Origin of the sequence: Chlorogloeopsis sp. ULAP01 (assembly GCF_030381805.1) — a bacterium.
Classification (GTDB): Bacteria; Cyanobacteriota; Cyanobacteriia; order Cyanobacteriales; family Nostocaceae; genus Chlorogloeopsis.
In genome coordinates, this window is the sequence record NZ_JAUDRH010000007.1 from 38831 (window position 1) to 52039 (window position 13209).

Annotated in this window: 10 protein-coding genes; 1 reads left to right on the top strand and 9 read right to left on the bottom strand. The window is 41.8% G+C overall.

What is annotated here, in order from left to right:
- Positions 1 to 309: 309 nt before the first annotated feature.
- Positions 310 to 726, bottom strand: coding sequence for a hypothetical protein (locus tag QUB80_RS15020; protein WP_289790319.1), 417 nt, complete (start codon positions 724 to 726; stop codon positions 310 to 312).
- A 387-nt stretch (positions 727 to 1113) separates the two neighbouring features.
- Between QUB80_RS15020 and QUB80_RS15025 the strand changes: the two genes are divergently transcribed.
- Positions 1114 to 1566 (top strand): Hsp20/alpha crystallin family protein, encoded by a 453-nt coding sequence (locus tag QUB80_RS15025; RefSeq protein WP_289790320.1) that lies wholly within the window; start codon positions 1114 to 1116, stop codon positions 1564 to 1566.
- Positions 1567 to 1710: 144 nt separating this feature from the next.
- Here QUB80_RS15025 and QUB80_RS15030 read toward each other — a convergent pair whose 3' ends face one another.
- The 8 genes from QUB80_RS15030 to QUB80_RS15065 all read right to left on the bottom strand — a co-directional run bounded on the left by QUB80_RS15030 (position 1711) and on the right by QUB80_RS15065 (position 13061).
- Positions 1711 to 2394, bottom strand: coding sequence for an SAM-dependent methyltransferase (locus tag QUB80_RS15030; RefSeq protein ID WP_289790321.1), 684 nt, complete (start codon positions 2392 to 2394; stop codon positions 1711 to 1713).
- A 156-nt stretch (positions 2395 to 2550) separates the two neighbouring features.
- Positions 2551 to 3915, bottom strand: a complete 1365-nt coding sequence (locus tag QUB80_RS15035) for an APC family permease (protein WP_289790322.1) — start codon at positions 3913 to 3915, stop codon at positions 2551 to 2553.
- Positions 3916 to 3939: 24 nt separating this feature from the next.
- Positions 3940 to 4533, bottom strand: coding sequence for a hypothetical protein (locus QUB80_RS15040; RefSeq protein ID WP_289790323.1), 594 nt, complete (start codon positions 4531 to 4533; stop codon positions 3940 to 3942).
- An 839-nt stretch (positions 4534 to 5372) separates the two neighbouring features.
- Positions 5373 to 7676 (bottom strand): M20/M25/M40 family metallo-hydrolase, encoded by a 2304-nt coding sequence (locus QUB80_RS15045; protein WP_289790324.1) that lies wholly within the window; start codon positions 7674 to 7676, stop codon positions 5373 to 5375.
- A gap of 261 nt (positions 7677 to 7937) precedes the next feature.
- Positions 7938 to 9281, bottom strand: a complete 1344-nt coding sequence (locus QUB80_RS15050) for an MFS transporter (protein ID WP_289790325.1) — start codon at positions 9279 to 9281, stop codon at positions 7938 to 7940.
- Between the two features lie 112 nt (positions 9282 to 9393).
- The gene (locus QUB80_RS15055; RefSeq protein ID WP_289790326.1) at positions 9394 to 10647 is read right to left on the bottom strand and encodes an ATP-grasp domain-containing protein; all 1254 of its coding nucleotides are present in this window, start codon (positions 10645 to 10647) and stop codon (positions 9394 to 9396) included.
- 188 nt (positions 10648 to 10835) lie between these two features.
- Entirely contained in the window at positions 10836 to 11531 is a 696-nt protein-coding gene (locus QUB80_RS15060; RefSeq protein ID WP_289790327.1) for a YggS family pyridoxal phosphate-dependent enzyme, read from the bottom strand.
- A gap of 15 nt (positions 11532 to 11546) precedes the next feature.
- Positions 11547 to 13061, bottom strand: coding sequence for an amidophosphoribosyltransferase (locus QUB80_RS15065; RefSeq protein ID WP_289790328.1), 1515 nt, complete (start codon positions 13059 to 13061; stop codon positions 11547 to 11549).
- Between the last annotated feature and the right edge of the window lie 148 nt (positions 13062 to 13209).

Sequence of the window (13209 nt, forward strand, 5' to 3'; positions counted from 1 at the left end):
CCCTCAAACGTTCAAATAAAGCATGAGGGAGATCTATAATTTTAGTGGATTTAAATGATATTGAAAAAGTCCCAGTCAAACAAAAACTGCGCACCAGAGCCAGTGCGCTTAAAAAGTCAGTAATGATTTTGAATACCAAATAGTTAGTCGAACTTTCCAGTCGTAATTATGTTTGTCAATGGTGCGCTACTTACTGCCCGTAAGATTTTGGTTCGAGTATGTGCTGTTTGTCACCAAAAAGCTTCAGAACTAGGGTAAAGCTGTAATAGATAACTTTTTATTCATGTTTTTGACTTTTGGGTACAAACTTTAGCGTATATTAACAGCCTTATCTTGTCGTATCACTTCAAAATCTCTACTATTCCTAGCTGTCGTTGCAGACTTTTTACTCAATGAAGCACTGCCAAGAAAGCTAGAAAAGGTAAATAGCATCCAACCTAAGCAGATATGCTTTCGCATCTGCCAATCATGCTGCTTGCTGAGTATGATCGATTTTGTGTTAGCTTCGATAATTTCTTGCTCCCAGCACCCTAATGCACCGATTCCGAACAAGCCAGTGCTGAGGAGTGAGGAAATCGCAATGATTTTGAGAATACGGTGCTCTAAGGCTTGCTGTACCTTAAAGCGCTTAACACGGCGATTATGGGCAAGTAACTTACCTGTGTCTGTACGCTCTAAATACTCTCTTGGAGCTATAGGATAGGCAATTTGTCTGTTATAAGTCATTTTTTCTTACCTGTGCGTGATTGTGCTATGTAATTAAGATTTTAGATTTAGTGGTTCATCTTAAGACTGATGCGATCGCTTGCACTACATTCCAAAGAAAGAATTCAACTTTCTTCGGTAAGAAGCCCAGGAGCGATCGCATTCTCAATAAGCGTACTGGCTAATGAATAAATACGAAGAAAAAATCAATATTTTTTTAGTCGCGTTTACCGAACCTAAATACTATAGTTAACCGTAATTTTTGATTAGAAATAAATGTACGGTAATCATCATTAACTTAGTGAGAAAAACCGAATTTACTCTTTTTTAAATCTACATAATATAAAGATGTAAACAAAATTAAGCAATAACTAATTAAACAAAATTTCAGTGAAGTGAGGAATATATATGACACTAGTTCGTTGGAACCCTTGGAGAGAAGTTGACACTCTACAACGTCAATTTAACCGTTTATTTGAAGAAACTTTAGCCCCATATACATCATGGGAAAAAGATTTGACAAGAGTTCCTGCTGCTGAAATTTCTGAAACAGATGATGCTATTCATCTCAAGCTAGAAGTTCCAGGAATGGAAGCTAAAGAGCTTGATGTGCAAGTGACAGAAGATGCTGTTTACATTAGCGGTGAACGCAAACAACAAACTAAAACCGAAGACAAGGGTGTTACAAAGAGTGAATTTTACTACGGTAAATTCCAACGTCTAATTCCTCTATCTACTCGGATTGAAAATACAAATGTCACAGCAGAATATAAAGATGGAATCTTGAACTTGACATTGCCAAAAGCTCAAGCAGAAAAAAATAAAGTCGTTAAAGTCAATTTAGAACAAGCAACTGCTTAAACTTGGCTTTGATGAATTGTTTTATTGCCAGTGAATAAACACATATTGTGTGCCTCGTAGTGTGATTGTGTAATATAAATTTCAGCCTGGTTGCATGAGAGTAACCAGGCTTTTTGTTAATGGGAAACTAGATGGTAATCAAATTTATAACAAATTAGCTGGGGGGTTCTTAGGAATTCTCCAAACGTAAATTGTTCTTCCCTCCACTTGCTCTACCCTTTCCGGTTTCCACTCGCCCATATCAAAAGCATGAGAAACTACAAGAGTCCCTGGTTTGAGTTCCTTCAATAGCTTGGGACGGAGTTTGACGTTAATATCAGGCAATAAATAAAGCGTTACTACTGTTGCTTCACTCAAGTCAGTATTAAATAAGTCTTGCTGACGAAACTCTACGCGATCAGTTACTCCTGCCTTACGAGCATTCTCGTTAGCCTCTTGAATACGTTCTGGATCGATGTCGATACCAACTCCCCTCGCTCCATATTTCTGTGCGGCAGTAATTGGAATTCTTCCGTCACCACTACCAAGATCGTAAACAACATCATTTTTATTTACCTGTCCAAGTTGTAGCATTCTGTCTACAACTTGCTGGGGTGTCGGTACATACGGAACATCAGCTGGGCGTTCTTGAGGCTTGGTTGTGGTAGTGGGTGCAGGTGCTTGGGCTTGAGTGTTATTAACAGGTTCTTGTTGTGCTGCGGTGGTGGAAGCAGGTGTTTGTTGGGAATCTACTGCTACATTATCCTGTTGGGTAGTGCATCCAGCAATACTTAAGCTGGCAACACTAATTCCAGTAAGTACGCCAAGGAGTAATTTTTTTGTCTGCATAATTTATATCCTGAATCAAGATTGAACTAAAAACTAAGATCTATAGGAACTAGGGATGTTTTGTGGCTCATAGCAGTTGCCAGGTAATTTAGGACATTAACTGATGATAAAACCCTGACATCAAAAGAGTTCCAACCCTGTTTCCTGCCACAATCACTAACTTCTGCGGTAACGATGCTGGTTCCATAGCAAAAATGGTATACCCGCAGCAACTACTAAAACGCCCACAATTGCTCCCACATTGGTGTAAGCCAAGCTGGAATAAAGCAGGTAGCCACAAACTAAACAAAAAAGTAGTGGTGTCAGTGGATACAAAGGTACACGAAATGGGCGTGCTACATTAGGATCTTGTCTGCGCAGCACAAACAAAGATATCCCTGAAAGTAAAAAGAAAAACCAAAAAACTGGTGCAGTATAGTCCACCATCGTTTCAAAACCTCTACGGGTGAAGGCACCCAATAACACCAAAACTAGAGCGATCGCCCCTTGCAAAAGGTAGGCAGACGTAGGAGCGCTGGAACGTTGCTGCCAGTGTCCCATAAATCCGAACAAAGAAAAGTCTTGCCCTAGTGCATAATTTGTACGTGCGCCTGTAAAAATAGTGGCATTGATTGCACCTAAAGCAGAAATAGCGATCAAAAGACTGATAAATACCGCTCCTGGTTGCCCAAGTATGTTTCGCATTAAAGCGGCTGCCACTGCTTGTGACTGTGCCATTTGGGCAAATCCCAAACCCCGTAAATAAGCCACATTGATCAACAAGTAAATAGCGGTGATAATGCCTATACTCCAAATTAGCGATCGCAGAATATTGCGCCGTCGATTCTGAATTTCCGCAGAGATAAAAGCTGCTTCATTCCAGCCACCGTAAGACAATAAAACAAATAGCATTGCCAGTCCCCAAGATCCTTGTGTCGGGGGAGAAGGTGAACTAGGAGCAGCAGGAGTACCAACAGCGACAATTCCAATGCCAATTACTAACAGCAAACCGATAACTTTCGCAGCAGTTAGCCAGTTTTGCATCCACTTGCCCTGCTGCAAACCAAGAATGTTTAAGCCAGTAAGTAAAGCGATCGCTGCTGCTGCATATAAAGAAGAGGAAAAACTGCCAAGGCGTAACACCTCAGAAAGATAATCCCCAAAAATAAATGCTAGCAGAGTAATTGAGCCTGTTTGAATCACAGTCATTCGCGCCCAGGCAAACAAAAAGGCAACATTTAATCCAAAAGCACGCTTGAGGTAATAATAAGTACCTCCTACATCCGGATAAGTAGTTGCTAACTCTGCGTAACACAAAGCGCCAATTAGAGATATTAAGCCCCCAACTAACCATAACAACAGTGCTGTCAATCCATTCCCAGTATTAGCAGCTACCACAGCAGGGGTTTCAAAAATACCTGCGCCTATGACAATACCGACAATTAAAGCAACCGCATCAAATAATGTCAGTGATGGCTTTGGGCTTGCTACTTCGGTTGTAGCTTCTTGCTTAAAGGAAGCGTAATCCTCACGTCTATTCACTAAAAGTACCCTTGCGTGAAAGTTCTAAAAGTTGTAGCCCACGCCCAATAGTAGTCCAACTTCAGTATCATTAATAAAACCAACATTAACTCCAGCAGTCGCCGTCACTTGATTTGATAAGGGGACATCAACACCGCCGCTCAACAAAAAGCCCAGATCGTCATCGTCACCTGTGGAAATCAGTGCACCTGCACCTAAGTAGGGAGCTACATTCAGTTGTTGTTGGGGCGTACCTGTTACCGATTGAGTGACAAAGTCAACTGTCACAGGAATGAGAAAAACTGGATTGTCTCTAATCAAGGCGGCAGGGCGAACAGAAAAGTTTCTGCCCAAGCCAATTTTGGTAATTACAGAAAAGGCACCTTCACTTAAAGTGGTATCGCCTCCCAAGCCAATATTGCCGCCAACTCCGATATAGCTACGCCCTCCACGGGTAGCTCTACCTGGTGAAAATCCTTGCGCTATCTTTTGATTAGTAGCCAAAGAAGTTGTTTTTTGTTCGGCAACTGGTTTAGATACAGGGGATGCATGGGCATTAGCTTTGAATCCGCTAAATCCTGCGATCGCAACTGCAAAACCTAGTATAGACACAATTTGCCTCATCAAACGAAAATACATAACTAAAATCCTTGTGCATATTTATAAAAAACCGAGGAATCTTGAGTTATGTTCCTGATTTCATATTTAAGAGCAAATGTGACAGGAAAATGACAACTACGGTGAATAAATGAAAAATTTTATTCTTTATCTTGAAAATAAGGCTGTAAGTGAGACAGTTCCCATCTTGGACGTTACATTTGACTTTACACAAAGCCGCTCTCACAGGTATCCACAACACATAGCAACTGTACCCTGCAAAAACCCCTAGAGGAAACAGAAGTCTCTACGTGCTTACGAAGATAAAGCTTTCATGGAAAGTGCGTAGCTTACGGAAGGGCAGCAGGAAAAACCCAGTCTTTATTTCAAATCCATCCACGATATGATCTGTCTGTGACAATATCGTATTAGAAGTTACTAATTGGATTATTTTGTCTTTTACCAGAAGTATTCGCATCATATCTGCTCATATGGCGTTTGCTTTCACGTTTAGAGTAGAAAAGTCGATGGAATACTACTTCCTCCAAGGGTAAGATTTCAGTACAAATAGGGCTTATACCAATGCGTGGATTTTGCGAAAAGTTTGTAGACGCGGAGTGGCTTCTCGTAAGGGTGTGGAGGTTTCCTCCGAAAGCGTTGCTCCTCCACAAGGTGGCTCAAAGCTTTTCAAGACGGATTTTGGATTAAAACTATTGATTAATAGGCTATTCCAGAATTTTGAAACAAGACTCCCGCTCGCCAATTTGATATTACGCAAAATCTCTCTAAAATCCTCTTTTCTACCCTGCGGGTAGACACATAGACATGAGAAATTCTCTCTTTAGAGTTGCCTTTTATTTTGCATAACCACTGATTTCATCTTACAAAGTAAAGTATTTACTCACTAGAGTCGAATCACTTAATCTAAAAGCTGTAGACATCATATAGTTTGGTCTTTGCTGAAAAGATTTACCTGGAATTTCAGGCAGATCATCTGATTGATCCACAACTCTAATTTTGACTGGTTGGGATGTCTTGATTTCTAAAGTTAGCTTTATCCCCTCTTGAGGTAGGGCAAAATAATTGAATCCCCAAGGTTTTTCCAATTCAGTGTGCGTGCCTGTAGAGTTATTATCAATTCGTTTGCCATCAATCGCAGCAGCTAAAACTTTCGTATTTGAGTCTACAAATACTCGCAGAACCCGTGCTTGCCTCGGTGAAGTAATATGAATCTGCAAGCTTCGCACTCCACCGATAATTTTGTTACTAACTAACTCTAAATTTGGTGGGGTTATTGGTACTACAGGAGCCTGACTTGTGAGAAATTTTCTTGGTAGTGTAGGTAAATATTCAGCTAATTTAATTTGTTTTATATCCTGAGAAATAAATTGTGATGTCCATTCATCTGGCTTTTCATCGGCACTTGCCCAGATGGCTTTTCCTGTATCTACATTTAATCCATAAAATATACTGTTTGGTTTAGGATGTTGGGCGCTAAAACCTGCCGTGAAACTACCAAAAAGAATAAAACTTAAACTAATTACTATCGAAGTGAGAGGCAAAAACCATTTGTTTGGCATTGACATCAGGGAAAGATGAGGAATTAGCAGCCCTAGTAGTAGCATTACCATAACTGTTACTACTCCAAACATACTCAGAGTAAGTGCAACAAATACTAGGTAGATTGTAGGAACAAGTAAAATAATTCCTGGGATGGCACAAACAGACAAAACCAGCCAGCGTTTTTCCTTGGTATAGTTCCGTTCTTTGGTGGTGAATATAAATCCCAATCCGATCAAGCTAAACAGTAGTGGCAATGTAAATAAATAACTAGCCCCTGGTAAAAATACGCTAGTTAACACCATTAATATTAGCCACCACAGCAATGCGCCAACTGTTAAATTTTGTACGCTGGCTTTTTCGCGGAAATAAACGTAGAGACTTGAATTTACTGCAATAGAGAGAGCAACAAAAGCGATCGCATAAAAATTACTGTTATAAGTATCACCTTGAAGAATCGCTTTATACTCACTGTGAAAGCTACTTATCATCCACCAAGCCAGCGTCACAATTATTACCGCAATGAATATACTGCCAAGAAAAGCAAAAAAGCCTAAAGTCATCCCAGCAAAAGTTAACTGTCTTCTTCTCCAACCGAGTACTACCACCCCAACAAATAATAAGCTGACAAAAGCTGTCAACGGAGCAACCCAGGCTCCGGGATAGTGAATCAGCGCTAAACCCAATATGTCAAAATAAACAGCATCATTAGTTTTCAGTTTTTGTAAATCTAAGTTGCCAAAATGACGTGTCAAAGCCAAAGCATACCCACCGTGATGTTGAAGGCTGCGTTCATCAATATTTTTTAAATTGTCAGCAAAAGAATGATAATAAACGACACCATTTAAATAAGCAAAATTAAATCCGGCTAATCCCGCCGCTTTGAACATCGTCAAATCGGAATCATTGGGCAAAAATTTGTAAATGTTATATGTGAGTGAATTTGCCACAGGATGCTTCACAGCTTTAGCAAACTCATTAATCAACCAACCATTCTCGCTGCTGGTTTCAAACATTACCGAGGCACCACTATTTCCCCGTGCTTCAAAATTAAATACAAGACCAATATCCTTAGCCCAAGGATGCTCATCTACAAAAGCCTTTGCCCCTAAAAGCCCTGGTTCTTCACCATCACTGAACAAAAAAATAACATCATTTTTTAAAGGTAAACTTACTTTTAATGCCCTGATAGTTTCCAGCATTGCCGCAACCGCAGCACCGTCATCACTAGCACCAGGGCCACTAGGAACCGAGTCGTAGTGAGCAGCAATCAAGATAGCCTTAGTATTATCTGTTCCTGGGATTTTGGCAACAACGTTATGCACAGTTCCGGCGATAAATGGAGTACCCCATCTTGGGTTAACAACAGTTGTTTTCTGAACTTCTGGGCTAAGTCCCATAGCACTCAGTTGATTGAAAATGTAATCTTGTACTCTTGCCTGTTCTGGTGAACCTATAGGGTGGGGTTTTTGGGCGATCGCTTCCAGATATTTCATCGCTCGACCAGAAGAAAACTCAACTAGAGGTGCATTTATGGGTACTGCGGCAGGCGGCTGTACCTGATAAATTCCAAGCAATGCAAAAAATAGGATTAATAAAAAAGTAAAAAATCTCAGCTTTTTCATATTCAAATAAGTAGCCGTGCAAAATAAATTATCTTGTGTATCGGTGGTCGATTTTTCATGCGCTGATTGTGAGCAGAACATCCTTGTACTAAAGTACAAGTCTTATAGCTAAAGTCCGTTGAAACGGACTAAAAGATATGTCTAGTAAGCTAAAGCTTACTTTCGCTTTTAGCCTTTGAAATTTATTTCTTAGCAGTCGAACAATAGGTGCAAGATATAACCTAACTCTTATTCCTCCGCGCTCCCTGTACCTCTGTGTTTTTATTCTTCTGGGATCACTATCACAGGAAGTGGATCGGCGATCGCATCTGGTAATTCTTCTTCCACCAATCGCAAACGGGGATACAGATAACCTGCAACCGTTAGCACAACAGTGAGTGTTCCAATGACCACAAACAATAGGGCAATGCCATATCCTTTGCCGATACCAATCACTTGTCCCACATTACCAGCTAGCGCCCCGTTAACAGCTAATAGTGGTTCAAAAACTTTGTCAGCCAACACTCCGGCAACTGGATAAGCAAGAGGCAACGCTGCCCAAGCGATCGCACGGCGCACAGCAAATACCCGTCCTTGTACCTCAGGTGCGACTTTTTTCTGCCAAATCACCTGACTGGCACTGTTAATGATTGGCAAGCCGAAAAAGTAAACAAAGGCAGTCACAAAGAAGACTGGGAGCAAAGGTTTGAATCCCGCCAAGAAAATGGCTAAACCACCCAACAGCGTAAAGCTAAAAACTGCATAAATAGGCCGCTTGAAATTTCCCCAAACGCTCACCACCAGACTGCCAACTAGCATACCGCAGCCACCAGTGGTTAGTACCTGACCAAGCATCGCCACGGAGGTAAAAGCTAAAGCCAAAGGAGTAACCAGCACACTGACAATTCCGGTGAGAAAATTAACAGCAGCAATAAATATGAGTAGACTCAACAGTCCAAGTCGATCAGATATATAACTCCAACCGTATGACGCCTCCTGTAGTAGCGAGCTTTTCCCGGCTTGACTATTAGTGGTAGTTTTGGGGCTAGGAAATCGGACACTCAGTAGTGTGAACAGAGAAAACACAAAAGTGGCAAAATCAATTAGGATGACACCTTCAACCTGGATTTGACCAACCAAAACTCCCGCGATCGCTGGTGAGAGAATTTGCGCTGTTGCTTCTGCTAGCTGTACCATACCACTAGCACGACCGAGTTGTTGTTTGGGAACGAGCAACGTAGTAGCAGCCACGTAAGCTGGCCATTGAAAAGCGCTAAAGGCGGAACTTACTGCACTCGCTAGATAAATCTGCCAGACTTCTAGCCTGCCCGCCAATAAGAGCAGGGCGATCGCAAAAGTACTCAACGCCGCCCCAGAGTCACTCAATATCATTGCCCAGCGTCTATCCCAGCGATCAATCAGTACGCCTGCTAGCGGTGATACCAGGATGCCTGGCAGCGTAGTGAACAGTGAAATGAGCGCAAATTGTGTGACCGAACCAGTGCGCTGATACACCCAGACACCCAGAGCAAAGCCGGTGAGACCGGAGCCGATGAGCGAGACAAGTTGCCCAAACCAGATGAAGATGAAAACCCACATTTGAGGAATTGCAAAGCATTTTGCCATCTTCTTTTTCTCATTATTCTCAACAGTTAACTCTGTTGGGTATAAATAGATTGAGTTAAAACTTCCAGTTAAAATGCCTCTTGTTGGAGAATTGGCATAACTTTACGTCTTTTCAGACCACTTCATACAAACCGTTTCGCTCAAGCTCGCGAATGGTGTGGTAGTCTTTGCGAAGAACCTCCGAATCTTCGTGGATAAGATAAACATAACCAGGAGATGTGAGTGAATCGATAGTTTTTCTTAGCTGACTGCCAACAGAAATCGACAAATACATATCGAAAAAAGACGGCAGCTTTCTAATTTCATCAATCTGAGACATCGATTTTAGGATACCCTCGCGTTCTGAAATCAAGGACACGTAAAGCAGATTTTTATGAAGCGAATAGGGCTTTGCGACTTTTTCCAAAAATTTTTCAGGGTGAACATAAGATTCCACAGTAAGTTCAACCTGATTGCACCCCATAGATTTTGAAACGGCTGCGGGAAGGATAGAGCCAGCCAATCTTGCACCAGTTTCGATTAAAACTGGTCTCTGTTCTATCATCATGACTTCACTATGAGCAGGCCCAAACTGAATTTTCAGGGCGTCCAGTACATCTTTGATATAGTCGCGAAGTTCCGCTTGCACTACCCCCTCAAATGGTAAGGGTTCCTCCATATCATAAATGTAGCCACCGTCGGGTACTTTCCGTTTATGATACTGCCAAATCTCGGCAACATGATGCTTACCTTGCACACTTACAGTATTGACAAAATACTCAGTTCCATCAAGAAATTCTTGGGCAAGAACCTCACTGTTTGGCTGACCCATCAGATTTCGGCTTTGGATGATTCGCTCAAAAGCCAAAACAATCTCGCTCTCGTTTGCGCAAAAAATAACATTGTCGGTACCCGCACTATTGATCGGCTTCAGCACAACTGGCCATTTTCCTCTGTTGTTCGCCCATGAAAGAATCTCATCAACAGTTGCAGACTTGATATGATTTACACATCTAAGACCAGCATTGCGAAGTGCCTCGACCATCTCAAACTTGTTACGTCTGGCTTTGCTGAACGCAGATTTGTTTGAAGGCAATTCCATTTTTTCGCTGAGGATGTCACCCAGTTCAACTCCGGATTCGGTTCCCACAATCAGGAAAGCGATATTGTACTGGGAGGCTCGTTCTAGTGTTTCATCTAGATTGCCTTCATAAATAATATTTTCAATGAAGTCTGCTCGATTGAAAGACGCTCTATAAATCTCCGGAATGACTGGTGTACTCTGGACATGAACGCAATCAAACCCATGTTTTCTTAGTTCCGATGGCAGGAATCGACCAGTTGAATAGGCATCGACAATCAAACACAATTTTGATTCCGACTTCATTTGACACTCCTAGAAAAAGCAAGTAAACAAATGGCAAGGTAATTACAATTCCAAACTTTTTACAAGATGAGTCGATAGTGTGATGGCAACAGCCAAAGTGTTTAAGACATCAACAAATTATAAAACTTAGACACCAAAAGTCTTTTAACCCTGTCCCCTGTTACCTATCTCCTATTATCACAATACTGTCACGTAACTCGATGACCGAAAATTGCAGTTCCAACCCGAACGTGAGTAGCACCACAACGGATTGCCAACTCGTAATCTCTGCTCATTCCCATACTGATCGCAGGCAATTGGTATCGTTCGGCAATTTCTCTGAGCAAGTTAAAATGCGGTGCTGGATCAAGATCGGCTGGTGGAATACACATCACACCAAAAATAGGAAGTTGAAAATCTTTGATGCAAGTATCAATGAACTGATTTGCTTCCCAAGGAGTTACTCCGGCTTTTTGGAGTTCTTCGCCAGTGTTAACTTGAACAAGGCATTTTGGGAAGCGTCCTAGCCGTTTCATTTCTTTGCTTAAAGATTCAGCAAGTTTTAGGCTATCCAGAGTTTGAATCACATCGAAAAGAGCTACAGCTTTTCTTGCTTTGTTAGTCTGCAACGGGCCAATTAGATGTAGTTCGATGTCGGGATACTCAACCCTCAATTCTGACCATTTACTGGTAGCCTCTTGTACCCTGCTCTCGCCAAAGATTGTTTGCCCCTCATCAAGTACTGCTCGTACCGTATCGCAACCGTGGGTTTTACTGACTGCAATTAAAGACACTGATCCTGATGCTCGATTTACAGCCTGTGCTGCCTGGGAAACCTTGGCTCTGACCGCTCGAAGATTTGTTGCAACTTGTTCAGATGTTGATATATGATAACTGGTTCTCATGTGATTATCACAACCTTAAATAGGAATAGTAGAAACTTCAAACCTATATTTTTGCGATCGCTGCATCTGATTGAATAACCTGACACCACCTGGCGTCGGATATTGAGAGTTGATACACGCTAGACAGGTATCCTCAATTTTAATGTCGATCGCATCAATCAGCCCTTCAAGAGAAAGAAAACGCAGGGACTGAACATTCAATATTTCTGCCATTTGATTCAAGGTTGATGTTGGCAGCATACCTGCGTTTAATTGCGCAGCAAATGTAGGTGCAAAAAGTTCTTTTTGGTTTGGAATATCAATACCGTAAAAACAAGGGGACAAGATTGGCGGAGATGCTATCCTCAAATGAATTTCTTTTGGAGTACACTGCTTTTGCATAAGTTCCAGAATCGCTCGGAGGGTAGTTGCGCGAACTAGACTATCATCTACGATGAATACGCGCTTGTTGTCGATGACGTGAGAGACGAATGAATATTTTTCGTAAGCTTTTTTTGAACGTTCGCGTTCAATAAAGGTTCGTCCACTGTATCGACTACTAATAATTCCATCCTTGTGAGGCAGTCCAAGGGCATTGGCATAGGATCTACCTATAATTGATGCCGACTCTGGAACAGAAATGACAACACAATTGCCGTCAATTTCTTCGCTTTCTCCTACAGCAAGGTTTTCTCCAAGTTTCTCCCGTGCCTGATAAATCGGTATATCCTCGAAAGTCGAAGCAAGATGAGAAAAGTATACAAATTCAAAGAAGCAATGACTTCGTTGAGGAGTAAACAGTTGTGTAGACTTGACCTGTTTCAGATTCTTATGAACGCAGATCAGTTCTCCTGGTTTAACCACTTTGATGTTTTTCCCGTATCGCAATAATGCATTGGTTTCACTGGCGAAGAACACAAAACCATCGTCAGTGATTATGTAATGGAGGGGACGAAAGCCGTGCCGATCGCGATACACTGAAAGATTGCCTTCAGCATCTAGATAAGCACAGTTGAATGCCCCATCAACAGTCCTTTGCATTTGCCGAAATAGATCGCATATGTCCAGCATTAGCTGATTTTCCCGCAGTATGCCGAGATAGAAAGTGAGCGCCTCAGCATCGCTCTCATATTGCAAGTGGAAACCAGCCCGCTCTATCAGTTCTGTAACCTCCGCATAATTAGTAACATTACCAGCAAAACAAAAAGCGAAGCAGTGAGAAGGATTTTGAGCTTGCCACTCAAAGGGTTGAGCTAATTCAGGCTCATCCGTTCCACAGGTTGCATAACGTACATGACCAATGACCGCCGTTCCAGAAAAAACATCAGAGAGAGTAAACTGTTCCTTGGCAACCCCCTTAAACACATCTTTTACTAAGCCATTGGCTTTGAAAGTCTGTAAAGGTCGCCCTTGGTATGGATTGTGGTATGTGATACCAGCGCTCAGTTGCCCACGATGTTGGAGGGCGGAAAGCCCGTCGATAACGTTCGATATCACATTGTGCAAGCCAGTAAGATCGTAAGCAGCAAATATTCCGCAATTATCTTTCATGGAGCCTTTTGAAATTGAAAATAATCACTCGGAAGCTAACGCACCGCCTTGTCAAAGAGGCTGAATGCGCCTTTGAACTTGCCTTTGGTGCAGGATTAAGTTTTCAGTGACACCTAACGTCAATCAACGAGCAACTAGGCATAGCTGA

Excerpts from the sequence above, each read along its gene's own strand:
- QUB80_RS15025 (WP_289790320.1), top strand. The coding sequence starts at position 1,114 with ATGACACTAGTTCGTTGGAACCCTTGGAGAGAAGTTGACACTCTACAA.
- QUB80_RS15040 (WP_289790323.1), bottom strand. The coding sequence starts at position 4,533 with ATGTATTTTCGTTTGATGAGGCAAATTGTGTCTATACTAGGTTTTGCA.
- QUB80_RS15065 (WP_289790328.1), bottom strand. The coding sequence starts at position 13,061 with ATGAAAGATAATTGCGGAATATTTGCTGCTTACGATCTTACTGGCTTG.
- QUB80_RS15060 (WP_289790327.1), bottom strand. The coding sequence starts at position 11,531 with ATGAGAACCAGTTATCATATATCAACATCTGAACAAGTTGCAACAAAT.
- QUB80_RS15045 (WP_289790324.1), bottom strand. The coding sequence starts at position 7,676 with ATGAAAAAGCTGAGATTTTTTACTTTTTTATTAATCCTATTTTTTGCA.
- QUB80_RS15030 (WP_289790321.1), bottom strand. The coding sequence starts at position 2,394 with ATGCAGACAAAAAAATTACTCCTTGGCGTACTTACTGGAATTAGTGTT.
- QUB80_RS15050 (WP_289790325.1), bottom strand. The coding sequence starts at position 9,281 with ATGGCAAAATGCTTTGCAATTCCTCAAATGTGGGTTTTCATCTTCATC.
- QUB80_RS15020 (WP_289790319.1), bottom strand. The coding sequence starts at position 726 with ATGACTTATAACAGACAAATTGCCTATCCTATAGCTCCAAGAGAGTAT.
- QUB80_RS15055 (WP_289790326.1), bottom strand. The coding sequence starts at position 10,647 with ATGAAGTCGGAATCAAAATTGTGTTTGATTGTCGATGCCTATTCAACT.